Source organism: Mucilaginibacter sp. 3215 (assembly GCF_050433785.1).
Classification (GTDB): domain Bacteria; phylum Bacteroidota; class Bacteroidia; order Sphingobacteriales; family Sphingobacteriaceae; genus Mucilaginibacter.
The window spans coordinates 69,512-95,372 of record NZ_JBNPWO010000016.1 but is presented as its reverse complement, the minus strand read 5'-3'; the positions used below and the strand labels follow the sequence as shown (position 1 = coordinate 95,372).

Annotated in this window: 28 protein-coding genes; 17 read left to right on the top strand and 11 right to left on the bottom strand. The window is 41.6% G+C overall.

Annotated elements, in window-relative coordinates:
• Nucleotides 1-76 precede the first annotated feature (76 nt).
• The 8 genes from ABIC84_RS21685 to yihA all read right to left on the bottom strand — a co-directional run bounded on the left by ABIC84_RS21685 (nucleotide 77) and on the right by yihA (nucleotide 6,525).
• Nucleotides 77-1,780 carry a M3 family oligoendopeptidase gene (locus ABIC84_RS21685; protein ID WP_426581400.1) on the bottom strand — a complete coding sequence of 568 codons (1,704 nt, stop codon included), beginning with the start codon at nucleotides 1,778-1,780 and terminating at the stop codon, nucleotides 77-79.
• Between the two features lie 177 nt (nucleotides 1,781-1,957).
• Nucleotides 1,958-2,278, bottom strand: coding sequence for a hypothetical protein (locus tag ABIC84_RS21680; RefSeq protein ID WP_426581398.1), 321 nt, complete (start codon nucleotides 2,276-2,278; stop codon nucleotides 1,958-1,960).
• Complete coding sequence (locus ABIC84_RS21675; protein ID WP_426581396.1) at nucleotides 2,260-2,718, bottom strand: hypothetical protein; 459 nt, start codon at nucleotides 2,716-2,718, stop codon at nucleotides 2,260-2,262. The genes ABIC84_RS21680 and ABIC84_RS21675 overlap by 19 nt, the downstream gene beginning before the upstream one ends.
• Before the next feature lie 80 nt (nucleotides 2,719-2,798).
• A complete protein-coding gene (locus ABIC84_RS21670) occupies nucleotides 2,799-3,722 on the bottom strand; it encodes an NAD-dependent epimerase/dehydratase family protein (protein ID WP_429264922.1) in 924 nt (307 codons plus the stop codon).
• Between the two features lie 158 nt (nucleotides 3,723-3,880).
• Nucleotides 3,881-4,486 carry a Crp/Fnr family transcriptional regulator gene (locus ABIC84_RS21665; RefSeq protein WP_426581392.1) on the bottom strand — a complete coding sequence of 202 codons (606 nt, stop codon included), beginning with the start codon at nucleotides 4,484-4,486 and terminating at the stop codon, nucleotides 3,881-3,883.
• On the bottom strand, nucleotides 4,474-5,328 hold the full coding sequence (locus tag ABIC84_RS21660; RefSeq protein WP_112654815.1) for a UbiA-like polyprenyltransferase: 855 nt from the start codon (nucleotides 5,326-5,328) through the stop codon (nucleotides 4,474-4,476). The genes ABIC84_RS21665 and ABIC84_RS21660 overlap by 13 nt, the downstream gene beginning before the upstream one ends.
• A complete protein-coding gene (locus ABIC84_RS21655; protein WP_188832880.1) occupies nucleotides 5,325-5,750 on the bottom strand; it encodes an endonuclease domain-containing protein in 426 nt (141 codons plus the stop codon). Before ABIC84_RS21655 ends, ABIC84_RS21660 begins: the two co-directional genes overlap by 4 nt.
• A 130-nt stretch (nucleotides 5,751-5,880) precedes the next feature.
• The gene (gene yihA, locus ABIC84_RS21650) at nucleotides 5,881-6,525 is read right to left on the bottom strand and encodes a ribosome biogenesis GTP-binding protein YihA/YsxC (protein ID WP_429264921.1); all 645 of its coding nucleotides are present in this window, start codon (nucleotides 6,523-6,525) and stop codon (nucleotides 5,881-5,883) included.
• A gap of 148 nt (nucleotides 6,526-6,673) precedes the next feature.
• Here yihA and ABIC84_RS21645 point away from each other — a divergent pair, with 148 nt between their 5' ends.
• The gene (locus ABIC84_RS21645) at nucleotides 6,674-7,162 is read left to right on the top strand and encodes a VOC family protein (protein WP_429264920.1); all 489 of its coding nucleotides are present in this window, start codon (nucleotides 6,674-6,676) and stop codon (nucleotides 7,160-7,162) included.
• Nucleotides 7,163-7,385: 223 nt separating this feature from the next.
• On the opposite strand, the gene ABIC84_RS21640 is transcribed toward ABIC84_RS21645, so the two are convergent.
• Together ABIC84_RS21640 and ABIC84_RS21635 are read right to left on the bottom strand one after the other, a co-directional pair.
• Nucleotides 7,386-8,123 carry a 3-keto-disaccharide hydrolase gene (locus tag ABIC84_RS21640; RefSeq protein WP_429264919.1) on the bottom strand — a complete coding sequence of 246 codons (738 nt, stop codon included), beginning with the start codon at nucleotides 8,121-8,123 and terminating at the stop codon, nucleotides 7,386-7,388.
• A 23-nt stretch (nucleotides 8,124-8,146) separates the two neighbouring features.
• Nucleotides 8,147-9,517 (bottom strand): Gfo/Idh/MocA family protein, encoded by a 1,371-nt coding sequence (locus ABIC84_RS21635; protein WP_429264918.1) that lies wholly within the window; start codon nucleotides 9,515-9,517, stop codon nucleotides 8,147-8,149.
• Between the two features lie 358 nt (nucleotides 9,518-9,875).
• On the opposite strand from ABIC84_RS21635, the gene ubiE reads away from it, so the two are divergent.
• The 6 genes from ubiE to ABIC84_RS21605 all read left to right on the top strand — a co-directional run bounded on the left by ubiE (nucleotide 9,876) and on the right by ABIC84_RS21605 (nucleotide 14,537).
• Nucleotides 9,876-10,607, top strand: coding sequence for a bifunctional demethylmenaquinone methyltransferase/2-methoxy-6-polyprenyl-1,4-benzoquinol methylase UbiE (gene ubiE / locus ABIC84_RS21630; RefSeq protein ID WP_429264917.1), 732 nt, complete (start codon nucleotides 9,876-9,878; stop codon nucleotides 10,605-10,607).
• Nucleotides 10,604-11,338 carry an outer membrane beta-barrel protein gene (locus tag ABIC84_RS21625; RefSeq protein ID WP_429264916.1) on the top strand — a complete coding sequence of 245 codons (735 nt, stop codon included), beginning with the start codon at nucleotides 10,604-10,606 and terminating at the stop codon, nucleotides 11,336-11,338. Before ubiE ends, ABIC84_RS21625 begins: the two co-directional genes overlap by 4 nt.
• A gap of 175 nt (nucleotides 11,339-11,513) precedes the next feature.
• The gene (locus ABIC84_RS21620) at nucleotides 11,514-12,272 is read left to right on the top strand and encodes an SDR family oxidoreductase (protein ID WP_429264915.1); all 759 of its coding nucleotides are present in this window, start codon (nucleotides 11,514-11,516) and stop codon (nucleotides 12,270-12,272) included.
• A gap of 161 nt (nucleotides 12,273-12,433) precedes the next feature.
• Entirely contained in the window at nucleotides 12,434-12,883 is a 450-nt protein-coding gene (locus tag ABIC84_RS21615; RefSeq protein ID WP_429264914.1) for a GatB/YqeY domain-containing protein, read from the top strand.
• 217 nt (nucleotides 12,884-13,100) lie between these two features.
• Nucleotides 13,101-13,874, top strand: coding sequence for an alpha/beta fold hydrolase (locus ABIC84_RS21610; protein ID WP_091172581.1), 774 nt, complete (start codon nucleotides 13,101-13,103; stop codon nucleotides 13,872-13,874).
• Nucleotides 13,875-14,537, top strand: a complete 663-nt coding sequence (locus ABIC84_RS21605; protein ID WP_176622571.1) for a CBS domain-containing protein — start codon at nucleotides 13,875-13,877, stop codon at nucleotides 14,535-14,537.
• 126 nt (nucleotides 14,538-14,663) lie between these two features.
• On the opposite strand, the gene ABIC84_RS21600 is transcribed toward ABIC84_RS21605, so the two are convergent.
• A complete protein-coding gene (locus tag ABIC84_RS21600) occupies nucleotides 14,664-15,326 on the bottom strand; it encodes a response regulator transcription factor (RefSeq protein ID WP_426581378.1) in 663 nt (220 codons plus the stop codon).
• Nucleotides 15,327-15,588: 262 nt separating this feature from the next.
• Between ABIC84_RS21600 and ABIC84_RS21595 the strand changes: the two genes are divergently transcribed.
• The 10 genes from ABIC84_RS21595 (at nucleotide 15,589) to ABIC84_RS21550 (ending at nucleotide 25,854) form a co-directional block, all read left to right on the top strand.
• A complete protein-coding gene (locus ABIC84_RS21595) occupies nucleotides 15,589-16,470 on the top strand; it encodes an NAD kinase (protein WP_354486567.1) in 882 nt (293 codons plus the stop codon).
• A 9-nt stretch (nucleotides 16,471-16,479) separates the two neighbouring features.
• The gene (locus tag ABIC84_RS21590) at nucleotides 16,480-17,265 is read left to right on the top strand and encodes a DUF6089 family protein (RefSeq protein ID WP_429264913.1); all 786 of its coding nucleotides are present in this window, start codon (nucleotides 16,480-16,482) and stop codon (nucleotides 17,263-17,265) included.
• Between the two features lie 165 nt (nucleotides 17,266-17,430).
• Complete coding sequence (locus ABIC84_RS21585; RefSeq protein ID WP_429264912.1) at nucleotides 17,431-17,952, top strand: ExbD/TolR family protein; 522 nt, start codon at nucleotides 17,431-17,433, stop codon at nucleotides 17,950-17,952.
• Nucleotides 17,953-18,332: 380 nt separating this feature from the next.
• Nucleotides 18,333-19,073, top strand: a complete 741-nt coding sequence (locus ABIC84_RS21580) for an isoprenyl transferase (RefSeq protein ID WP_426581372.1) — start codon at nucleotides 18,333-18,335, stop codon at nucleotides 19,071-19,073.
• 63 nt (nucleotides 19,074-19,136) lie between these two features.
• A complete protein-coding gene (gene bamA / locus ABIC84_RS21575) occupies nucleotides 19,137-21,689 on the top strand; it encodes an outer membrane protein assembly factor BamA (RefSeq protein WP_429264911.1) in 2,553 nt (850 codons plus the stop codon).
• Nucleotides 21,690-21,717: 28 nt separating this feature from the next.
• On the top strand, nucleotides 21,718-22,248 hold the full coding sequence (locus tag ABIC84_RS21570; RefSeq protein WP_429264910.1) for an OmpH family outer membrane protein: 531 nt from the start codon (nucleotides 21,718-21,720) through the stop codon (nucleotides 22,246-22,248).
• Between the two features lie 48 nt (nucleotides 22,249-22,296).
• On the top strand, nucleotides 22,297-22,809 hold the full coding sequence (locus ABIC84_RS21565; protein ID WP_090531918.1) for an OmpH family outer membrane protein: 513 nt from the start codon (nucleotides 22,297-22,299) through the stop codon (nucleotides 22,807-22,809).
• A 225-nt stretch (nucleotides 22,810-23,034) separates the two neighbouring features.
• The gene (locus ABIC84_RS21560; RefSeq protein WP_090531916.1) at nucleotides 23,035-23,547 is read left to right on the top strand and encodes an OmpH family outer membrane protein; all 513 of its coding nucleotides are present in this window, start codon (nucleotides 23,035-23,037) and stop codon (nucleotides 23,545-23,547) included.
• A gap of 66 nt (nucleotides 23,548-23,613) precedes the next feature.
• The gene (gene murI / locus ABIC84_RS21555; protein ID WP_090531914.1) at nucleotides 23,614-24,459 is read left to right on the top strand and encodes a glutamate racemase; all 846 of its coding nucleotides are present in this window, start codon (nucleotides 23,614-23,616) and stop codon (nucleotides 24,457-24,459) included.
• Nucleotides 24,460-24,783: 324 nt separating this feature from the next.
• The gene (locus ABIC84_RS21550) at nucleotides 24,784-25,854 is read left to right on the top strand and encodes a complex I subunit 1/NuoH family protein (protein ID WP_429264909.1); all 1,071 of its coding nucleotides are present in this window, start codon (nucleotides 24,784-24,786) and stop codon (nucleotides 25,852-25,854) included.
• The last annotated feature ends 7 nt before the right edge of the window (nucleotides 25,855-25,861 follow it).

Below are 25,861 nucleotides of genomic sequence, written 5' to 3'. Positions count from 1 at the left end.
AAAAACTGCCGCGGCAGACAGGTATAAAACAACAAAAGCGCCACTGGCGCTTTTGTTGTTTTATGAAGAATTTATCTTAATTCAATTTATCCAACTCTGATTTAACAAACTCAGCTAATTCTTTTACATAGGCCGCGCTAAAGTCAAACTTGATCCCTGCGGTTTCGTAAATCTCTTTAATAGTTTTAGTATAACCGAGTTTAAGGGCTTCTAAATATTGTTGCAAACCCTTTTCAGGATTTTCTTTGTAGTTTTTCCATACAGCTATAGCTCCTAATTGCGCCATGCCGTATTCGATATAGTAAAATGGTACCTCGAAAATGTGCAACTGTTTTTGCCAAAGATTTGCTAATGCTTCGCGATGCTCGCTCCAATCGGCAAAACCCGCGCCGAATGGTTCAAAGATCTCGATCCAGGCGGTTGTACGGTCGGCATCGGTATGGTCGGGGTTGGTATAGATCCAATGCTGAAACTGATCGACAACGGCTACCCAAGGCAGGGTTTTCAAAACATCAACCAACTGATCACGTTTGGCGCGTTTAAGATCTTCCTCGTTATCAAAATACACATTCCAGTTATCCATCGAGATCAGCTCCATCGACATGGAGGCTAATTCGGCAACTTCGGATGGGCAATGTTTAAAATCATTCAGTTCCAGATCGGCAGTAAGGAAAGTGTGTACCGCATGACCGCCTTCATGTACCATAGTAGTTAAATCGCGGAAGGTATTGGCCGAATTCATGAAGATGAAAGGCGCGCCGGTTTCGGCCAACGGATAGTTGTAACCACCCGGGGCTTTGCCTTTACGGCTTTCCACATCAAACAGGCCGTTATCTTTCATGATCTCCAAACGTTCGCCTAAATAACGATTGATGTTGCTGAAGCACTGGATAGATTTTTCGATCAGGTCTTCGCCATTCTGAAATGGTTTAAGGGCTGGTTTGCCTGAGATATCCACATCCATATCCCATGGCTTAAGGGCAGGTAAGTGCAAAGCCTCGCGGCGCTTTTCGGTCTGGGTTCTTAGAATAGGCACTATTTCGGTTTCGATAGCTGCATGAAAAGCATAACAATCCTGCGGGGTATAATCGAAACGGCCCAAAGCCTGGAACATATAATCGCGGAAGTTTTCAAAATTGGCGTTTGTTGCTACGGTGTGACGAAGCTTGCGCAAATGATCGAAAAGTTCATCGAGTTTGTCTTTATCCTGTAAACGGCGAGTGGTGATCTTTTCCCAAACTTCCTGGCGTTTAGCACGGTCGGTGCCTTTTAAAAATACAGAAGCTTGTTCTAAAGTAAATTCCTTATCATCAATATGAACAGACATGGCACCGGTGATTGACTGATACTTTTGCTGTTCCACCTGGATCTCGGTTTGTACCGGGATATTTTCCTCGCGGAAAAGTTCCAATGCTTTTTTTACGGCCCGTAAAAAAATAAAATATTTTTTGCCATCCAGTTTATCAACAAACGCGCTGGCAACCAGCTTTTTGTTCAGTTCGTTACTGTATGGAGCAATTTTGGGCTCAATTTCGGTAGCAAAGTACTGGAACTTTTGAAGCAGGTCTTCGCTGGTGGTATCGCAGGTCATGCGGATATAGCGCCAGGCGAAATCTTCCTCTAATGCAGCTTCCAGCTCACTTTTATCGTGTAGCCATTTCTCCAGTTCTTCAACTGAGTGGATTGGACGATCTAATAATTCTTTATAAAAAGGTTCAAGGGTTTCCCATTTAATATCAAGGGAAGCCGGGATATATGTTCTCGTTTTTTTGTGGATCATGATTTTTAGATGTGCAGATATGCGTATGTGCAAATGTGCAGATTATGGTTGGAGAAGTGCAAATAATAGATCTGTAAATTAATTCGAAGTCTGCACTTCAATATGAAATTTGGTTACATTATAAAGAAAAATCCGAAAGCTATTTCAACTTTCGGATTTCCCAATTGTTATAAAAAGTTACTTAACGATAGTAATTTTATCGTTAGATACCGGCTCTGATGAACAATGCAGTTCGTCTCTACTATCTATAACTTGAATGGAAAAAACCTTTTTTCTGATTTCCTCATTTGTTGTTTCCCAAAGTGTATCAAATAAAAAGTCTATTGCCTCTGAGCAATACATGTCGTCTACCCATGGTGCCTTTACCTGAACGATAAAAGATGTAGAACTATCTCCTGGAAATGCGTCTTCAACGCAAATTCCTTGTAGTGATTTTCCCTTTTCAGCGCACTTAGTTTCAAATGGCTTTAATAATTCTTTTAATTCTGTTCTATCCATGATAGTATTCCATTAGCTCCGGAAAGCAAATTTATTAATTTTTCTACATCCTTATTCAACATGTGTCCACATGGCTTGTAGCGCGCATTTTCATCCCATGCATTAAACAACAAAGAATTTGCTTTTGCTAAATCTTTGTTGTTTGCTTTGTCATTATCAAATTTAACTTTTAAACCACTAAATATCAATAATGTGAAAAGATTATGTGTTTTAAGTGTCTTTCTGATATCTCCGATTCCTCTTATTGAGTTCGTGTTAGAATTGGTTTCATCAAACAAATTCGGGATCCCAAGCCTATCACAAATTTTTGCCTTTAACATTAATTCTACACTATAGCCTGCAAGATAGAACGCGCCGTCACACATTGTGTTATTATATAATATTTCAGCTTCTTTTAAACGTTGATAAGCTAATTTTCTTATTTCGGTTGGGTTGTTCATTCATGACAATTGAGTTACCAAGATATGTTTTTATTTGATAAATCTCAGAGTATAGTATGAATTGATACCATTAATACTATTTAACTCTTATGAAGCGTTTTCGATATCTCAGTTATCGCATCCTCGTAGCTTGTTGGTTTAAAGTTGAACGCTTTCTCAAATTTGCTGCTGTCGAAAATATAATCGTGGTCATACTGATAATACATTTCTACAGTACCCATTACCACTTTTTTAAACAGGCCGAACAGCCACAGCATTACTTTATTAACGCGCGTATATTTTGGTTCAACTTTATAAATCTTGGCGGCAATATCCAAAAACTGTTTACCGGTTATGGCCGGCGGAGCAGGGAGGTGCCAGATCTGATTGCCGCTCTTGGGATTTTGACCAAGCATGAACATAGCTTTACCTGCATCGGGCACATAAATAAAATTGTGTTTACAATCCGGATTGCCTATCCATTGCGCGTTTTGTTTTTTGGCGTAATTGCTCAGCACCATCATATCAATAAAGCTGTTGACCGGGGCGCCATAAAAATCAGGTGCGCGGGCTATGGTTGCGTTGATATTGCCGGCTTTAACTTCATTCATGAGCATTTCGGCGATGCCCGCTCTTATTTCGCCTTTAACGCTGCTGGGTTTATATGGGGTATCTTCGGTCATGGAGCCGTTAACCAGTCCGTACATGTAAACGTTATCAAAAAATATTAAACGGGCACCGGTGGCTTTGGTAACATTGATCACATTTTGCATGATCACCGGCCATTGCGTCCGCCAGATGTCTTTATCATAAACCAGGCCGGCAACGAGATAAATTACCGTAGATCCTTTTGCTGCCGACAGTACTTCATCGTAGTTAAGCAAATCGGCTTTTTGCCAGGTTACTTTATCGTTAGTAGCGGTAACCGGTTTGCGGCTAACCAAACGGATGGTTTCGTTATGGTTGATTAATTCTTTGGTAAGGGCGTTCGCTACCGGACCGCCGGCTCCTAATATAGTATGCATGATCTTTTTCGTTTTGTGTATTACAAAAGTAAGCTGCCTTTGTAAATCAAAACGTTAACAAAAGATAAGGAATTGACCTCTCCTAAATCCTCTCCAAAGGAGAGGACTTTTAAATTTATGCCTTTACTCCCTCTCCCTTGGAGAGGGTCGGGGTGAGGTCAGGCGCTTATCTTCATGATCCTTCTTCTGATCCGCGAGAGCGAAACCGGGGTAATTCCTAAATAATTGGCAATATAATGCTGGGGGATGCGGTACAAGGCTTCGCCACCTGTTTGTAAAAGATCGGCATAACGTTCTTCGGGCGATTGGGTGATGAAGGAGGTGATGCGTTCTTCGTAACAGATGAGATAGTGTTCGGCTGTTAATCTCCCAAAACGCTCCATCTTAAAACCGAGCAGCTCATTCATGCAAGCTTGTTTCAGATTATTGTGGCTTAAATTCACAATCACCGAATCTTCAAGCGCCTGGATATAATTTGCTGCCGGGGTACGGGTGAGGAAGCTTTTGTATGAGCTCAGCATTTCATCTTCAAAGCTGAAATATCCTGTTATTTCCTCGCCGTCTTTAACGTGGTAATAGCGCACGGATCCTTTTACCACCAGGCCGATATGATCGCATACTTTACCGGCCTCTACATAAAACCTTTTCTTTTTTAAGGTATCAACCGTTAGGTATCGCGATAAGGCCTGCCACTCTTCATCAGTAAGCGGAACATATCTTTCAAAATATTCCCTAAACTTATTAAGCGCTGTTAGTGGATCCATATCCTGTCGAGCAAAAACAATACAGCAAATACTACGCTGGCAATGCCATTGGTAGTCATAAAAGCAAAGTTAACGCGGCTCAGGTCATTTGGTTTTACAAGCAGGTGTTGGTAAACAAGCATGGCGCAAAAGAACGCGATACCAATGTAGTACAGGAAGCCTACTTGAGTTTCAAATGCCGGCATCATGATGAAAACAGCCGAAAGCACATGTAAAAAGGTAGAGAGTCTTAAGGCGTTCACCTTACCTAAGTACGCCGGGATAGAGTGCAGGTTTTGGCTTCGGTCAAAATCTTCATCCTGCAGGGCGTAAATGATATCAAAGCCGCTTACCCAACAAAGCACGGATAGTGAAAAGAATATAGGTGTAAGGGCAAACTGACCGGTAACCACTAAATAAGCGCCGATAGGGGCAAGCGATAAACCCAATCCCAATACCAAATGGCAGAGCGCGGTAAAACGTTTGGTTGCGCTGTAACCCATCACCACAAATAAAGCTACCGGCGATAAAAAGAAACAAAGCCTGTTAATGAACCAGGTAGCTGTAATAAACAGCAGGCAGTTGATAATAACAAAGGTTAAAGCAGCTTTTGGACTGATCCGGCCGGCCGGGATATCACGTTGTTTGGTGCGCGGATTCTGAATGTCTATATCCCTGTCAAGGTAGCGGTTAAAGGCCATCGCCGAGTTACGGGCGAATACCATGCAAAGTACCATCAAAACCAGCTTAAGCCAGTCGAAATGATATTGCGTAGTAGTTACCGCCAAAAAGAAGCCGATAAATGCAAACGGCATCGCGAAGATGGTGTGGGCGAAGGTTACTAAAGATAAATATTTTTTCATGATATTCGGCTCTCCTCTTGAGAGGGGTAAGAGGTGTGATCTACTTCGTTGTTTTTAAATTTCTCTATATGTTGCTCAATTGTTCTTAAAACGTTGAACATGTCTTTTCTTACTTCCAGTTCAGTAAAACGGATAATTGTTAAATCGTATTTTTCGAGTTCTTGCTCACGTATCAAATCCAGTTTATATGTCTCTTCGTGGTTATGATATTGACCATCGATCTCTATTATCAAATTTAGTTCGAAACAATAGAAATCTACAATATAATTTAACAGAGGCTTTTGGCGATGGAAATCATATCCATAACCTTGTTTGCCTTTTAACTCTTTCCAGAGTAGTATTTCGCCAATTGTACTGTCATTCCTTAATTTCCGGGCCAGCTCTTTTAACCGGGGATTGTATGGAATGATTGTGCGGGGCATATTGCTCAATATTAAAAATAATTAAAAGGCCCTGTGCGATTCCCCTCTTGAGAGGGGTGTAGGGGTGTGTTGCGTCGTATGCTTAGCAGACGTATTGCTTGTCGCTTGTTAACACACCCCTGCCATCACGCTATTCTTCGCGCCCCCTCTCAAGAGGGGAACCAAAAAACTGTGGCACTTCAAAATTTTGATTTACTACATCAATAAATTCAAGGATCTCTTCACGGCCTTGCTGCGTTTCAGACGATGTGATAAAAAACTGTGGCATTTCATCAAATGTAGCCAATAAGGCTTTTTTGAATTTGGCAATAGTTTGATCGGTTTTAATGCTTGATTGTTTATCGGCCTTGGTGAATACCAGCACAAATGAAAGGCCCTTTTCACCAAGCCAGTTGCAAAATTCGAGGTCGATCTTTTGCGGCTCGAGGCGACTGTCAATCAGCACCATTACGCATTGCAAGCTTTCGCGCTTGTCCAGGTAAGTATGGATGAACTTATCCCATTTGGCTTTTTCCGTTTTTGATGCGCGGGCATAGCCATAACCGGGTAAATCAACAATGTACCAGATCTCGTTGATCAGGAAATGATTGATCAGCTGCGTTTTGCCGGGAGTTTGCGATGTTTTAGCAAGGCCTTTTTTACCGGTTAATGTATTGATAAGAGATGATTTGCCCACATTTGAGCGCCCGATGAAAGCGTACTCCGCTTTAACGGGTGGAGGTAACTTGCTTACCTGGCTGTTGCTGCAAATAAATTCGGCCGATTTTACGATCATTCTGCAAAGGTAGTATTTTTACTTAATGCGTTCATTGTGGTAATAGTATGGAGTAAATAGCTATTGCTTGTTTATAAGCTTGTTTTACAATAGAAAAACAAAAAGTAGCGCAATAATAATTAAATTTGATGTTTAAACATGTAATTATATGAACGATTATAAAATACCCGCCCAAACCCGCATTGGTCACGTACATTTAAAGGTAAGTGATCTGCAAAAATCTCTTGATTTTTACTGTGGTTTGTTAGGCTTTGAAAAAATGGTGATGTACGGCGATCAGGCCGCCTTTATATCGGCCGGCGGCTATCACCATCATATAGGATTAAATACCTGGCACAGCAAAGGTGCTTCGCCTGCCCCGGAATACGCACCAGGATTATATCACACAGCAATTTTATATCCCGAAAGAAAGGACCTGGCCATTATACTTAAAAGGCTGATTGATGCCCGTTATAATATTACAGGAGCATCTGATCATGGTGTATCTGAAGCCATCTATCTTAACGATCCCGACCAAAACGGGGTTGAGCTTTATTGGGACCGCCCAAAAGAGCAATGGCCTGTAGATGAGGACGGGAATTTGACCATGTTTACCCGCAGGCTGGATATAGAAAATTTACTGCAACTGGCTAATTAACAGATAAAAAGTAAACAAAAAAACTCATTGTGGGTTATATATTCAACGGGGGATCAAAAGATAATCAATCTTTCCCGGTCATTGGGAGGCGGAACGGCGAAGCAGTCCTCTGCCGGCGATATTGCATGGTTGCCTGCTGTTAAGGATTGCTTCGTACCCCCAATGAGTTTTTTGATAAAGATAAAACTGTTGCGCGAAGGTACGAAGCAAAAAATTATAAATATTATAATTCCTTTATTTTAATGCTCCTGAAATAAGCTTTATGTCCGTGGTCCTGCAGCGCAATTAAGCCGGTTTTGGCGTTGCCGTAGTCGGGATAATCTTTCCATTTACCTTCGGCTTTTTTCCTTTTCCAGTCGCTGGTCCAGGCTTCAAAAGCTAAAATCTTTTTGCCGTTGAGCCAGTGTTCAACATGGCCGTTGTTGAAAATAATTTTACTGGTGTTCCAGGTGCCAACCGGTGCTACTTTTTTTGAAGCGTTTGGCAGGTACATGGCATAATCACAGCCAGTTTTTTGCCAGTCTTCCAGTTTTTCGGGCCAGCCTGCATCGTCAATGATCTGGTATTCGGGGCCGGTTTCATAGGGGGCATGGTATTTCGGATCTTCAACCACATGGTATATTACACCGCTGTTACTGCCTTTTTCTATCTTCCACTCCCATGAAAGCTCAAAATTGGTGTAAGCTTTATCGGTTACTATATCACCGCCGGTATCGCCCTGCGCTGCACCAAGACAAACCAGGGCGCCATCAATAATAGTCCAGTTTTTTACCGGACCTTTTTTATTAAAGCCATGCCAGCCTTTTAGTGTTTTGCCATCAAATAAATTTATCCAGGTACCTTTTGCAGGAGTTGCCTGTTTAGGAAGTTTAGCGTTATGAACCGGAATCCCTGACGTTTGTACGCAAACTAAGCCTGCGGCAGCCAGTGCCAAACCCAATTTTTTAAACTGTTGTTTCATAATAAGGTATTTGCTGTGATCTGTTATTTTTTGACAACCTGCATTTTTTCCGGATCCCAGAACATGGGCGTATTGTTATAATAGCTATCGTTACATAACAGGGCAGGGGCTGCCGCGCGATAGCCAAAAGTAGCGTCTTCGGTTACCTTGCCTTTTTTGCGGATAGCGGTAAAAAAGTTAACCATATGATCATACGGCCCACCTTTGTATCCTTTTTCGGCATCATACGTGATCTCTTCGGGCGGTAGCATTTTTTTGCGTTCGGCATAACCGCTACCTGCTTTTTTGAGTTTATCAAGATAGAAGGGATCATCAGAATCCATCACTTTATTGCGTTTAAGCGTCACTTTATCCCATGTTATATCCATTGAACCTTCGCTGCCTACCAGTTTAAGGTAAGTTGTACCGCTGGTGCCATCCACGAAGTTGCAGCGTAAGGAAAGATTAAAGGCTGGATGAGCCTGCGTTTTGCCGTAATCAAAAGTGCCTAAAAGTACATCAGGTACTTCGCGGCCATCATTCCAGAAACGTAAGCCGCCGGATGCATAAATTTTATTAGGGCCAACTGAATCGGTTATAAAATGAAGGCTTGAAAAAAGGTGAACAAACAGATCGCCCGCCATGCCTGTACCATAATCGGTATAGTTTCTCCAGCGGAAAAAGCGTTTTTCATCAAACGGACGCTTTTTAGTATTGCTGATATAAGTTTCCCAATCAACAGTTTGAGGCGAGGCATCTTCAGGGATAGGGTATTGCCAAACCTCAAGCGGCGCGCGACGGGCCCAGAAACCTTCGGCGTAGTTTAATTCACCAATAGCTCCGCTTTTTAATAGCTCATGTGCTTTTTCATTGCCTAATGATGATACCCCCTGGCTGCCTACCTGGAATATCATTCCTGTTTCTTTTTGCGCTTTGATCACCGCCGGGCCTTCGGTAATGGCATGCACCATTGGTTTTTCGCAATACACATGTTTACCGGCGCGCATGGCATCAACAGAAATTTGCTGGTGCCAGTGATCAGGCGTGGCAATGATCACCGCGTCAATGTCTTTACGGTTCAGGATCTCTTTGTAAACCCGGGTAGTAAAAATGTCGGCTCCCCAGCGGGTTTTGGCATCTTTTAAGCGACCGTCATACAAATCGCATACAGCTACCAGTTTAACACCGGGCACCTGCAGGGCGGTGATGGTATCCTGGGTGCCCATACCACCGGCGCCAATCAGGGCGATGTTTACCTGGTCGTTAGGGCTGTTGCCTACAAGGCGTTTCTGGATAGAAAAAGTTTTGGCCTGGCTTTGGCTGGCTAAAAGGCCCGATCCGGCAGCTACGGCCGCGGTTGCAGTGGTTAGTTTTTTAATAAAACTGCGGCGCGAGGATTCTTGTTCGTCTTTCATAAGGATAAGGAAACAAATTTTTAAATGTGATTTGCCGGAGTGTGCCGGCTGAAATTGGTTTTTAAAAATAATGAATTGACTTAACATTTACCTAATTGCAGTAATATAAAATCGGTTTAGTTACAGCGTAACGCATAGGTGGTCCATTTGGCCTGTGCTGCGTTGGGCCACCCTCCTCTATCCTTCGGATAAAGAGGGTAAGAAAATATATAAATTAAAATCCCCTCTTTGCGAAGCAGAGAGGGGTGGCGAGCGTAGCGAAGTCGGGATAAGTTAACTTGTCAGCCCTGTTTCAGTATTCGTTTTTCACCCTTGTTAGTGTTAATGCATTCGGTATACAATCATTATCTTTGCCGCGATGAGCAAAACCATAACACCGTACCATGACGAGCAGGCTACCAAAAAAGAACAGGTGGCAGATATGTTCAACAATATATCAAAAACCTATGATTTCCTGAACCATTTCATGTCGCTTGGTATTGATATCATCTGGCGTAAAAAGGCCATCAACGAATTAAAAAAGGATAAACCAAAACTGATACTGGATGTTGCTACAGGTACAGGCGATTTTGCTTTTGAGGCTTTATCTATCCTGAAGCCTGAAAAAATTATTGGTGTAGATATCTCCAGGGGAATGCTTGACATCGCGGAGCAAAAAATAGCGAAACGGGGTTTGAACGATAAGTTTGCTGTAAAACTGGGCGATTCGGAAAAACTGCCATTTGAGGGTGCGGAGTTTGACGCTGTTACGGTTGCCTACGGTGTACGTAATTTTGAAAACCTGGAAAAAGGGCTTGCTGATATATTTCGGGTGCTAAAGCCTGGAGGTAAAGTGGTGGTGCTTGAGTTTTCAAAGCCTAAAGTATTCCCGGTAAAGCAATTGTATAATTTTTACTTCAGCTATATTACCCCGGGTATTGGTAAATTGTTTAGCAAAGATGCAAGGGCGTACAGCTATTTGCCCGAGTCGGTAGCTGCTTTTCCTGATGGGCAGGCTTTTGTGGGTTTGATGGATAAAGTAGGCTTTAAGAATACCAAATGCCGGCCTTTAACGTTTGGTATCTGTTCAATATACACCGGTATTAAATGATTATAAACCGTTACCTGCTTGTAGTTGTACTTATTTTTAGCAGCAATTTATTGTTTGCTCAGCATGTACCTGCATGGGGTGGCGGTGCCGATCAGCAGGATCTGAGCTTTGGCTTCAGTTTCACGTATGTAAGCACCGATTTTAAGATCGTCAATCAACCCAATTTTCGCAACGCGTTTTTAGATGAGAACGGTGTGCAGGTTAAAGGGCCGCTTAACAGCATCAGCTCAAAAAGTTCACCGGCTTTCGGAGTAGGTTTTTTGACCCGGTACAGGATCACTGAGCACCTTGAGGTACGCACCACACCTTCATTAATTTTTGCCGACAGGGTTTTGCATTATTCTTATGTCGATCCCTCGGAAGATGTGGATAAAAAAATACAAACCACTTCGGTTGACATTCCCCTGCAATTGAAATTAAAATCAGATAGGCTGGGCGATTTCAGGGCTTATGTTGTAGGCGGCCTGAAATATACCCAGGCCATAGGCTCTAAGAAAAACGCGGATGCCAATCTTGACCTTTCAGAGAAGCTGGTTAAAAACGTAGGTGGCTTTGCCTCATATGAGGCGGGCGTGGGTTGTGATATTTATTTTGAATTTTTTAAGCTTTCGCCCGAGATTAAGATCTCCAATTCATTAGGCAACGTACTGATGCGCGAGTATAACCCTTATTCGGCGCCCCTCAGCAGGTTGGGCTTACGTACCATTATGTTTAGTTTGATTTTTGAGTAGAATGTAATTTTCCTAAATCTCGCGCTCATTTATAATGAGAGCGTAAAATAGACTTGCGTTTTCAACCCGATATTGGGGTGAGTAAAATCCTCCCTTTCAAAAAACATCCTTACTCCCAACCGACAATATTTTAAAGTAAAAAACATAATTTCGCTGTTTATAGTTATCAATATCTATGAGTAAGATTGCCTTAATTACAGGAGCTACCGCCGGCATTGGCGAGGCATGTGCACACGTTTTTGCCCGTGAAGGCTATGACCTGGTTTTAACCGGTCGCCGGTTAGATAGGTTGGAGAAACTGGCCAAACACCTGAATGATAAGTATAACGTAGAAGTTGCGGTTTCGTCATTTGATGTGCGTAACCGCGAAGATACCATTAACAACCTGGAAGCTTTGCCGGCCGAATGGAAGAATGTAACGGTACTGGTTAATAACGCCGGTTTAAGCCAGGGGCTTGATCCTATTCAAAAAGGCAGCATTGATGATTGGGAAACCATGATTGATACCAATATTAAGGGCCTGCTGTATGTAAGCCGGGTGGTATCAAACTGGATGATAGAAAATGGTAAGGGACACATTATAAATCTTGGTTCGATTGCCGGTAAGGAAGTTTATGCCAATGGAAATGTATATTGCGCTACCAAACATGCAGTTGATGCTTTAAATAAAGGTATGCGGATCGACCTTTTACCTCATGGCATTAAGGTAACGGCGATACATCCGGGGGCTGTGGAAACCGAGTTTTCGGAGGTGCGCTTTAAGGGTGATAAGGAAAGGGCCAAAAAAGTTTATGATGGTTTTAAACCATTGGTGGCCGAAGATGTGGCCGAAACCATCTGGTTCATTGCATCACGACCGGCACATGTTAATATTAACGAACTCGTGATCATGCCTACAGCGCAAGCCAACGCAGGTACGATATTTAGGGGGTAGAGGGGAAGTCTGAAGTCGGAAAGTCAGTAAAGTCCGAAAGTAAGACAAGGCTGCTTTATTAACCAAACAAATCCTTCGGACTTTCGGACATCGGATTTCCGGACTAAAAAGAAAAACTTCCGGACTTTCCGACATCGGACTTCCGAACTAACATAAAACATATGTCATTAATTACACAAATAGACCAGGACATTAAACTGGCCATGCTTGCCAAGCAGGCAGATCGTTTACAGGGGTTGCGTGCCATCAAATCGGCATTGCTTTTGGCTAAAACCGAAAAAGGTGCTGCCGATGAACTAACCGAGGAAGCTGAAGTTAAAGTATTGCAAAAGCTGGTAAAACAACGTAAGGAATCGGCCGATATTTATAAGGAGCAAAACCGCGACGACCTGTACCAGGTGGAAATAGCCGAAATGCTGGTTATTGAAGAATACCTTCCGCAGCAAATGAGCAAGTTTGAAATTGAAGGCTACCTTGAAGAGCTTATTGGCAGGATAGGCGCTACATCCGTAAAAGATATGGGCCGCGTAATGGGTATGGCCAGTAAAGAGCTTGCGGGCAAGGCTGACGGTAAAACAATATCAGAGGTGGTTAAACAGTTATTGGGTTAAGCTTTTACCATTTAATTAGTACAGCGCTTTTTACGTAATGTTGTGTTAATGTTAATCTTATTTAATAAAAGCTTAACATTACTACATTGGTAAATAATTACTATACTTGCTAAATGTCGTTCGTAATAAACTAATTTTACAGCGGAATAACAGGAATTTGTACTGAAAGCGATTTTGGTATAAGATAAGTTTGAAAAATTAATTTTTAATATTTTATATGGAGTTCGTGCTTAAAGAGGAACACGGTTTTAGTTACATCGATGAGGGCGAAGGAGAGGTGCTGTTACTGCTGCATGGTTTAATGGGGGCACTGAGCAATTGGGATGGTGTTATTAATGAGTTTAAATCAAAATACAGGGTTATCATCCCTATGCTGCCTGTTTATGACATGCCGCTGATTAGTACCGGGGTAAAAAGTTTATCGAAATTTGTACATAAGTTTATAAAGTTTAAAAAGCTCAGCAATATTACCTTATTGGGTAACTCGCTTGGCGGGCATGTGGCGCTGGTTTATTTAACCACGCATCCCGAAAATATAAAGGCCCTTGTTTTAACCGGTAGCTCGGGCTTATATGAAAATGCTTTCGGCGGCTCTTTTCCCCGCAGGGAGAGTATTGATTTTGTGCGCGAGAAAGTGCAATTTACATTTTACGATCCGGCTATAGCCACCGATGAGTTGGTGCTTGATGTTTTTCAGACCATTAACGACAGGCATAAGGTGATCCGCTTGCTGGCCATGGCAAAATCTGCCATCAGGCATAATATGAAAAAAGATCTGCATAAGATCACTATCCCGGTATCTTTGATATGGGGACGAAATGACAAGATCACCCCGCCCGAGGTAGCTGTTGAATTTCATGAGCTGCTGCCCGATTCAGAACTTCATTGGATTGATAAATGCGGACATGCCCCTATGATGGAGCACCCTGAAGAATTTAATACGTTACTTAAACAGTTTTTAGCTAAATTAGAAACCAAAGTAAATGCATAGATGATAGCACTTGACCTGATAGCTGACTCGATACCGCCGGTACACACTTCTGATACCATTCAGAAAGTGCTTGACCGTATGATTGAGTTTCGCCTCAGGCATTTGCCTATTGTAAATGAAGAGCAGTTTTTAGGTTTGCTTGCCGAGGATGACCTGATAGCCGAAAGTGATTATCAAACGTCCATAGGTGCGCTCGCCCTTTCGTTGGTTAATCCCTACGTGCTGGAAGATCAGCATATTTATGATGTTATCCGGCTGTTTTATGAGCAGCAGCTTACCATTGTACCGGTGCTTGACGCTAAAAGCAATTATCTTGGGTTGATATCTATTAACGCCATTACAGAATATTTCGCAAAAATAACTTCAGTATCCCAACCGGGAGGCATTATTGTACTGGAGATCAACAATAAAAATAATTCGCTTGCGCACATGGCGCAGATAGTTGAATCAGACAATGCGCAGATCCTGAGCTCCTATGTTCAGTCCTTTCCCGATTCAACCCGGATGGAAGTTACCCTTAAGGTCAACAAGCTGGATATTTCGGCCATAACTGCCAGCTTCCTTCGGTATGAGTATGATATCAAAGCTACCTTTAATCATACCGATATCAACGATACCACCCGCGACAGGTATGATTCGCTCATGAATTACCTTAATTTGTAGTATTTAGTCCGAAGCCCTAAGGCAGAAATTTTAAGTCCTGAGCCTAAAGTCTCAAGTCGACATCATGGATTATTTTACCAAATATTGAGACTTAAAACTTACGACTACCGACTTACGACTTATAATTTAAACCAAATTATAAGCCTGCGCAAACATCACAGCATCATAATTATTTTTCAGGTGCAGTTTGTTTTTGATGTTTTTACGGTGCGTTTCGGCCGTAGCCGGGGCAATGAATAGCTTCGCGCTGATCTCTGCCGAACTCATACCCATGGCAATATATTTCAGAATTTCTTTTTCGCGCCGGGTAAGTGTTAAAAATAACAGGTTATTATGGCGTAAAAAAGCGATCTCATTCATAAGCCTGTTTACCTTGGTAGTGATATGATGCAAAGGATCAAGCCTGCTGGCTATAGTCAACATGTATGTAGCATCGCCTGCGTCATTGCGTGCAAAAACTTTGGTATTGCTCACAAACAACTGCCACTCGGGGTTATCAGGTACACGTACCTGCTGAAAGTAGGATACCTGCTCCTGTGTTTTGCTTTTTATCAGGTGCAAAATTTTAGGTACGTACTCGTCGCTGTCTTCAGTGTTAAAATATTTCAGGTGATATGTTTCAGGGCCCATGGCCTGCAGTTCGCCGAGCGTGGTACCCAGTACATCGAGGCCTACACTGTTCATATATACTATCTGCAGCGTTTCAACCTCATGAATTATTAATGCGGAAGGAAGGTAATCAGCTATTGACTGTATATCCGATAGTTTTTGGGTAAAAGTTTTATCCATCAATAAAATAACCGTTGTTTAATATTGGTAAGGTAGGCCAAAATAGTTAAACTTAATTATTTTACTTTGAAGTTATTTATCTGTTAAAGCACTTAAAATGGCTTTATTAGGAAATATAAGCAAACAATAGTGCACAATTTGCCATTATAAGAACAATGTGTAATGATGGATGGATGGTAGTGGTTAGTTTATGCTGGTATTAATTATTTATGCCTTGCTGCATTAATGTACTTTCAAAGTTCGATATTCGCTTTTTTAAAAAATGAAAATAGCAGTTTACGGCAGGCCGTTTAATGAGCCATCTGTTTTACCTTTTATACAGCAGGTTTTTGATAATCTTGCACAGCATGGTGTTGATATTTATGTACACCAGCAACTCCACGAATATTTGCAGGATAAATTAACCACAGTGCAATATAAAGTGTTGCGCCCCGCCGAAACCTTAAAAGGCTTTATTGATATTTTTATAACGCTTGGAGGCGATGGTACCCTGCTTGATACAGTTACTTTGATTCGCGATTCGGGGATCCCCGTTATTGGTATTAACTTTGGCCGCCTGGGATTTTTGGCCAGTGTTAATAAAAGTGATATTACGGCAGCCATTCATGCGGTGGTGAACAGGCAGTTTACCTGCGATTGCCGCGAATTGCTTACCGTCGACTCGGATCCTAATGTTTTTGGCAGCAATAATTTTGCCCTTAATGATGTAACCATCCATAAGCGCGATGATGCCGCCATGATCATAACCCATGTGTTTTTAAATGATGAGTTTTTAAATTCATATTGGGGTGATGGTATTATCATCTCAACATCAACCGGCTCAACAGCTTATTCATTAAGCTGCGGAGGGCCTATTATTTTTCCGCAGTCAAATAGCATAGTAGTAACCCCGGTATCGCCCCATAACCTTAACGTGCGGCCTATAGTAATCCCTGATACCAGCAAGCTTTGTTTTGAGGTGGAAAGCCGCAGTGCTAATTATATCATCTCCTGCGATTCGCGGACGGAAGTTTTAGATCAAACAGTTAAGTTTCATGTTCAAAAAGCCAGTTTTCAGTTAAATTTAATTCGCCTTAGTAATGAAAGCTATTTAACTACGTTAAGGAATAAACTGCTTTGGGGCCTTGATGCCCGTAATTACTAAATTTGATTAATGCCTAAATTTTTACTTTTTGCCATATTCTTGTTTTTAACTTATCAACTGCAGGCCCAAACCTGGGAAATAGGCGGATCGATAGGCGGTGCGGGGTACATAGGTGATCTTAACCCCAATAACCCTGTTAAAGTAAGCGGCGTTTCGGCAGGTATCTTTGGTAAAAGAAATTTTGATGGTTATTTTTCGGCTAAACTGAATATCGGCGTTGGTAATATATCAGCTTATGACAATCGGTCCGGCTATCAGCAGTTTCGTGATCGTAACCTCAATTTTAAAGATCAATTGCGGGAGGTAAGTCTTATCGGCGAGTTTAACTTTATGAACTATATCCCCGATGCCGGTCGAAACAAATACACACCTTATATATTTACGGGTATTGGTGTTACATCTTACGCACCGCGTGCACAGGATTTTAACGGGCACGAGGTTGGCTTAAGGCAGCTAAAAACCGAAGGCCAGGCTAAGCCCTATGGCAATAACACCGTCGTAATCCCCTATGGTTTAGGTATCAAGTATAATTTATCCGGTAAGTTTACAGTTATGGCCGATATGGGTTACCGCTATGCATTTACAGATTACCTGGATGATGTAAGCGGTGTATATGCCGATAAAAGTAAAATGACCGGGTTTGCGGCTGCTCTTTCTGATCGTTCGGGCGAAAAAAACGGTAATTATATCGGTACTGTTGGTTCTCAGCGCGGCGACTTTAAATCGCATGATACCTACTTCTTCCTCAACTTTACTATCTCATTTACTTTCGTAACGGCAAACTGTTACTACTAATTACATCAGGCCCGCAATAAATGTTGTGGATTTATTGGGTCTCTTTAGATAATAATTCAATATTTAATTCGTTTTAAATTCATAATTCAATATTTAATTTTGTTTTTTTATTAAATTTACTAATTTAATATTGCAATTAATTATTAACCTAAAATCTTTAAAGTCATGGCCGAATTAAACTCATCTTCCCAAAATGGCGGCGGAAAACACAAACGCAAAAAAATAAACGCCCGCGTTGATCTTACTGCAATGGTCGACCTGGCATTCCTGCTTATTACCTTTTTTATCATGACCACTACACTGGCTAAACCAAAAGCTATGGATTTGGCTATGCCAGATGAGGGTGGCGACGGAATGCCGGTTCCGGCAAGCCGAACACTGACTGTTGTTTTGGGCAAAAATAATAAGGTCATGTATTTTCTGGGCGAGCTTAAAAACCCGATCATCGCACCTTCGGTAACCGATTTTTCAGCCAATGGCATTCGTAGGGCCATCATCGAAACCAATAAAAAAGTACACGACGGATCGGGCAAAAGCATGATAGTATTGGTAAAACCCAGCGATAAATCGCAATACAGTAATTTGGTGAGTACACTTGATGAGCTGACTATTACCGGCATTCAGCAATACGCTATAGTTGACATTATGTCCGCCGATGTTGACGCGCTCAAACAAAAAGGAATATAAAAGTGTAACGCAATTGTAAGCAAATTTAAAGGCGGTTTTTTGAGGCCGGCAGCTTTCATTATCAGGCAGATAATGGCTGCCGGCTTTTTATTTTTTTGAGCTTTAAACCAAATATTATGAAAAATCATGGTTTTGGTAGCTGTTTAGGCAGTTTTAATATATTATTCGCAATAACATTTTCTTTTAGCGAGGGATACTAAAAAAATACAAAGTAAGTTTTACCTTTGTACCCTGAAAAATCCGTCAATTTGCGTGGCAAAACGGCGGATGCAGGTAATTAATAATTGATTAGTCTAACAACCGAATATCGCAGACCATAGTATTGATGAAAAATTTTACACAAGTGTGTTTGTACAGGGTGGCTTTTGATAAGGAGTAATATGGATTATTTGGATCAGATTGATTTGTCGAGACTACCGAAGCACGTAGCTATTATTATGGATGGCAATGGGCGCTGGGCAAAAGGGAAAGGCAAATTAAGGATATTTGGCCATCACAACGGTGTAACATCCGTTAGGGATGTTGTTGAGGGGGCCGATAAATTAGGTATTAAATATATCACCTTATATACATTTTCGTCCGAAAACTGGAACCGCCCCAAGCTGGAGGTTATGGCTATTATGGAGTTAATGGTAACCACTATTCATAAAGAGGTTCCCGGCTTTATGAAAAACAACATCAGGCTAAATGCCATCGGCGATCTGGACACACTGCCCGAAAAATGCCTTCGCGAACTTAATAATGCTATTGAAACAACAGCAGGCAATACCGGTGTTGTGCTTACGCTGGCTTTAAGCTATAGCTCGCGCCGCGAAATTGTACGAGCCGCAAAGAATATAGCCATAAAGGTAAAAAACGGCGAGTTGAATGCGGAAGATATTAATGAAGAGGTTTTTGAACAAAACCTTTTTACAGGCGATATGCCGAACCCCGAGCTGCTGATCAGAACCAGCGGTGAATATCGTATAAGTAATTATTTATTATGGCAAATTGCTTACGCCGAGTTGTATTTTACAACCAAATTATGGCCCGATTTCAGGAAAGAAGACCTGTATGAAGCAGTGATCGATTTCCAGAAACGCGAGCGCCGTTTTGGCCTAACAAGTGAGCAGGTGAACTAAATTTTTACTTTTAACAAATTTTAACAACTGTATAAATTATTTTTAGCCCACTAAAATATTCGAATGTATAAATTTCTTTTTGCTATTCTTTTCTCGGTTTTGGCTACTACGGCTTTCGCCCAGATATCCAATGGGCCGAGGCCTACACTTACAAAATCGATACCGGCTGATAGTTTAAGTTATCTTAATCCTAAAGATTATATTATTGGTGGTATTTCTGTTAGTGGCGCAAAATATCTTGATAAAGACATCCTGATCCAGCTATCCAAATTAACCAAAGGCGATCGTATCAACCTGCCGGGCGAGCGTAATGCCGAGGTAATTAAAACCTTATATCAACAGGGTTTATTTGATGATGTTCAATTGAACATTACCAAAATTAATATGGATACGATTTACCTGGAGATTGCCGTATTGGAGCGTCCGCGTTTATCACGTATGCACTTAACAGGTATTCGTAAAGGTGAGATTGAGGATGTTCAGAAAAAATTGAACGACCGTGTAGGCAAGATCGTAAATGAAAACCTAATCAGCACAACAACAGCTATTATTAAAAAGCATTTTAACGAAAAAGGTTTCTTAAACACTACCGTTACCATTACCCAGCGTAAAGACCAGGGTGATGTTAACAGCGTTATACTGGATGTTGCCATCGATAAAAAGACCAAGGTTAAAATAAACGATGTTATTTTTGAAGGCAACAAGGCATTTAGCACCGGAACCCTGCGTGGTTTTTTAAGTAAAACCCGTAAACGTAAATGGTATAACCTGTTTGGTTCAAAGAAATTTAAACAGGATAAATACGAAGAAGATAAACAAAACCTGGTTGAAAAAATGCAGGCCAGGGGATATCGTGATGCCGAGATCCTGAGTGATTCTGTGTGGAAGCATGACGATGAAACCGTAAATGTAAAACTTAAGGTATACGAAGGCCCTAAATATTACTTTGGCAATGTTAGGTTTTCGGGCAATGCCAAATATAATACCGACCTGTTAAACAGGATCCTTCATGTTAAAAAAGGCGATGTGTTTAGCGAAGACGAGCTGAACAAACGTTTAAGCGGCCCAACTCCGGGCAATGATGATATTTCGTCGTTATATCTTAATGACGGTTATCTAACCTTTAATGCCGATCCGGTACAAACAAGGGTTTATAACGATACTGTAGATGTTGATGTGAGGATTTATGAAGGCCCTCAGTATACTATTAACCGCGTTATGTTAAAAGGTAACGACGTTACCAACGATAAAGTGGTAATGCGTGAGATCCAGACTAAGCCCGGTCAAAAATTCAACAAAGAGTTACTAATTCGCAGTGCGCGTGAAATTGGCCAGTTGGGCAACTTTGACGAGCAAAAAACCGAACCTAAACCAACCAACATCAATCCGCAGGATGGTACTGTTGACTTGGTTTACAACGTAGTTGAAAAACCTTCAGACCAGATCGAGCTTTCGGGTGGTTTTGGTGGCGGCCAGTTGGTAGGTACATTGGGTTTAACCTTTAATAACTTCTCTATCCGTAATATCTTCCATCTTAAAGCTTACAAGCCGCTGCCAAAAGGCGATGGTCAGAAACTGAGCTTAAGGGGGCAGTCGAGCGGCCGTACCTATCAAAACTTCTCGTTCACATTCTCCGAGCCATGGTTAGGTGGAAAAAAACCAATTTACTTTGCATTGTCTGCTTATACGCAGGGAAGCTCAACTGGTCAGTACTATCCAAAATCAAGTCCTTACTATAATAAGTTGCGTATTAATGGTATTGGGGTTACATTGGGTAAACGTTTAAAATGGCCTGATAACTATTTCCAGTTAAACTATTCACTTAACCTTGACCATTACAATCTTGACAATTATAGTAATTACCTGTTCACTAACGGTACCTCGTATAACATCAAGATAACCCAGGAGCTTACCCGTAACTCTGTTGACGCGCCTATCTTCCCCACACAGGGTTCAAATATTAAATTTACTATCCAGGCTACGCCGCCATACTCGTTGTTTAACAATATAAACTATAAGATAGCTACGCCGGAAGAACGTTACCATTTTGTTGAGTATTATAAATTTAAATATGATGCGCAATGGTTTTCAAAACTGGTAGGTAAGTTTGTATTGATGTCGCAGGTTAGGTTTGGTTTCCTTGGCCAGTACAATCACCAGGTTGGCCCATCACCGTTTGAACGCTTTAAATTAGGTGGCGACGGTATGCAGAGCTACCAGTTTTTACAGGGTAGCGAGATCATCGGTTTACGCGGTTACCAAAACTTCTCGATAGTGCCTGAAGGCTCAAACGAAACTCAAAATAATAATACAGGTAGCGCGATCTACAATAAATATACGCTGGAGCTTCGCCACCCGGTTATTGCAAGTCAATCGGCCACTATCTTCTTGTTAGCTTTTGCCGAAGGTGGCAACGCCTGGAACCAGTTTAGCCAGTTTAATCCGTTTAACGTAAGACGTTCGGTAGGTGTAGGCGCAAGGATATTTTTGCCTATATTTGGCTTACTGGGGTTAGATTATGGTTATGGCTTTGACAAAATACCGGGACAACCGGATGCCAATAAAGGCCAGTTCCATTTTACAATTTCTCAGAGTTTATCCGGCGGATTTAATTAATTTGCGTACCGAATATATGAACGAATATATGAAGAAGATAATTTTATTAGCCTTTTTAACGTTAACTGCTTTTGCAGGCGCTCATGCGCAACGTTTTGCTTATGTTGATTCGGAGTATATATTAAAGCACATGCCTGAATATGCTTCATCACAAAAGCAATTAGCTGCATTATCTGATCAGTGGCAAAAAGAAGTTGATGGCCGTTTTCAGGAAATCGACCGCCTGTATAAAGCTTATCAGGCCGATCAGGTACTGATGACCCCTGATATGAAAAAACGCCGTGAGGCCGAAATTGTTGATAAAGAAAAGGCCGCGAAAGATTTTCAACGCCAGAAGTTTGGTCCGGATGGTGAGCTTTCGCAAAGAAGCACAGCGCTGATTAAACCAATTCAGGATAGAGTGTCTAAAGCTGTACAAGCAATTGCCGAAGGCGATAACCTGGATATGATTTTTGATAAAAACAGCGAGGTTATTATGTTATATGCTAATCCGCGATATGATAAAAGCGCGGATGTTATAACCAGATTAGGACTAAAACCCGGGGTATTTGCTAAATAATTTGAATAAAAATAAATCGAACTATTATTTAAACACAGAAAAAGGAAAATGAAAAAACTATTTAAAGTTGCCTTAGTTGCAGTAGGTTTGTTATTTGCGGGCAGCTTTGCAAATGCTCAGACTAAGATCGGCCACATCAACTTCAATCAGCTGATTGATATGATGCCCGAAACTAAAACTGTAACTGCTTCGATACAGGCTTATCAAAAAACATTTATTGATCAGCTTACTACAATGAATAATGAGTACCAGACAAAAGGCCAGGACTACCAGTCAAAAAGGGCAAGCATGACCGATGCTGTACGTACCGCTAAAGAAAACGAGCTTACCGATATTCAAAAACGTATGAATGATTACCAAAACAATGCCCAACAACAGGTTGATGCTAAAAGGCAGGAATTAGGTAAACCGCTTATTGATAAGGCTACCCAGGCAGTACAGGCTGTAGCTAAAGAAAAAGGCTATGCTTATGTATTAGATTCATCACAGATCACCTTATTGGTATCACCTGATGCTGATGACCTGATGGCAGCTGTGAAATTAAAATTAGGCTTGAAATAAGAAATACAAAAGACATACAAAAAGCGCCCTGATTAAACGGGACGCTTTTTTTATGTTTGCCATTTAAATTACACATTGCTATTTTAGCCGGGGTAAGGGGTAGCGTCAAATGTTCCTGTTCATTGTAAGCTCTCCCGGCGTTAGTTCATGAGTAATTTGTTGATACACGTTACAAAAACAAACAGATAATTATTATCCATTATTAAACACAGGACACAAAACAAAATGAAAAAACTATTTAAAGTCGCCTTAGTTGCAGCAGGTATGTTGTTCGTGGGTAGTTTCGCTAAAGCGCAAACAAAAATAGGTTATGTTAATTTTAGCCAGGTTATTGACCAGATGCCTGAAACTAAAACTGTTTCTACAACATTACAGGCCTATCAAAAAACATTCATTGATCAGTTAACTACTATGAACAATGAGTTACAAACCAAGGGTGCCGATCTGGAAAAAAACGGTTCAACTTTGACAGATGCTGCCCGTTCGGCAAAAACTTCTGAATTGCAGGATATTCAGAAACGCATGAACGATTACCAAAACAATGCTCAGCAACAAGTTGATGCTAAAAAACAAGAATTAGGCAAACCCATTATTGATAAAGTTAGCCAGGCTGTACAAGCGGTAGCTAAAGAAAAAGGTTACGCTTATGTATTGGATTCATCACAGGTTAGCATGATCGTATCTCCTGCAGGCGACGACCTGATGGCTGCCGTGAAATTGAAATTAGGTTTAAAATAAAATCACCTTTAAGTAAATTATACAAAAGCGCCCCGTAATTACGGGGCGCTTTTTTTATGTTTGTATATGTCAAATCAACCAATTGGTATTTTTGATTCGGGTTATGGCGGGCTAACAGTGTTCCGTTCTATCATTGAACAACTGCCCGGCTATGATTATATTTATATGGGCGATAATGCCCGTGCTCCCTATGGTAACCGCTCATTCAGCACCATACACCAGTATACCTGGGAATGTGTGCAGTGGATGTTTGACCAGGGATGCCCCTTAGTGATCCTGGCGTGTAATACGGCATCGGCCAAGGCATTACGTACCATCCAGCAGCAGGACCTTAAACAGATAGATGATCCGTCGAAAAGGGTATTGGGCGTCATCCGCCCTACGGCCGAGGTTATTGGCGATTATACCAAAACCAAAGAGATTGGGGTGCTTGGCACAAAGGGCACCGTACAATCTGGCTCATACCTGCTCGAGATCCAGAATTTTTTCCCCGACATAAAAGTTTACCAGCAGGCCTGTCCGCTTTGGGTGCCGTTGATTGAAAATGGGGAATACGATAAACCCGGCGCGGATTTTTTTGTGCAGCTGTACCTGGATCAAATCATGGCACAATCGCCCAACATCGATACCATTTTGTTGGCCTGTACACATTATCCTATTATCCAGGACAAAATAAAAGCACATTTGCCCGAACGCATTAATGTTATAGGGCAGGGCGATATCGTGGCTAAAAGCCTTGTTAGTTATTTAAACCGCCACCCAGAAATTGAGCAAAAGCTTAGCCGGAACGGCGAAAATAAGTTTTATACCACTACCGATGATACTGCCGATTTTGACCATCATGCCTCGCTATTCTTCTCGGCCCCGGTAAAATCAACGTTTATATCGGCAAATGATTTGGTGAAGTGTTGATTCCCACACGTCATTGCGAGGTACGAAGCAATCGCGAACTTTACAGAGGCTCTACATATCGGCTCTCTATTTTGGGGATTGCTTCGTACCTCGCAATGACGTCGCGACGAAACCCTGCATGTTACGTAGAAGGCACAAGTCATCCACGCTAATCCCATCACACAAGACTTGCGCTAAAAAACGAAATTAAACAACCACCTAATCAACTCAATCAACCATTCACTAAACTCAATCACCAATAAACCCTATCAACTTAATATATAATTTAATCATTCTAAATAACTCAACATTTAGTAAGTTTGCACCCTTAAGCAAATATTCCTGTTGAACTATTATTTTACATATTTTATTGCAGCAATCGGGTTGTTCAGTTTTTCGGCCTTTTTCGCTTTATTCGGTGTATATGCCGAGCGTAAAATATCAGCGTTTATACAAGACAGGCTTGGCCCTACGGAAACGGGAAAATATGGTACACTACAAACGCTGGCGGATATTTTAAAGATGCTCCAGAAAGAACTGATTATCCCGGCAGCAGCAGACAAATGGTTGTTTATGCTGGCTCCGGCGGTGATATTCATAGCCGTTTATCTTGGCTTTGCAGCATTACCCTGGGCTCCCGGACTTATCCCTTCAAAAACAAATATTGGTCTTTACTATATTTTCGCCATTATCTCTATAGAAACATTGGGGATCCTAATGGCAGGTTGGGGATCGAATAATAAATACTCGATATTGGGAGCTATGCGTTCGGCAGCGCAGATCATTTCTTACGAGATTCCCGCAGGCTTTGCTATTATATCTGTGGTAATGATAGCACAAACCTTGGATTTGCAGGTGATCTCAGCTCAGCAGGGCATCCTGGCTACTGAAAAGATAAAATTCGCTGGTTTTTGGGATGTATCTCAAATAGGCGGTTTGTTTAGCTGGAATGTATTCCGTGCGCCACATTTATTGATCGCGTTTGTGATCTATTTTATAGCTTCACTGGCCGAAAGTAACCGTGCGCCTTTTGATATTCCGGAGGCAGAGTCTGAATTGGTTGCCGGTTTTCATACCGAGTTTACGGGCATCCGCTTTGCGCTCGTGTTTTTGGCTGAGTACTCGATGATGTTCCTGGTATCCATGATAGCAGTAATATTGTTTTTAGGTGCCTGGAATACGCCATTGCCTAACATAGGCGGCGTTAAACTGGCAACCTGGACAACCGGGGTAGCCTGGGGGATATTATGGGTGGTAATAAAAACATTGGGCCTGGTGGGTGTTCAGATGTGGATCAGGTGGACATTACCCCGCTTGCGGGTTGACCAGCTCATGAACCTTTGCTGGAAGGTATTGACCCCGGCGGCTTTCGCTTGTATGCTGATATCGGGCGTGTGGAGGTTGTGGTTAATGTGATTTTTGA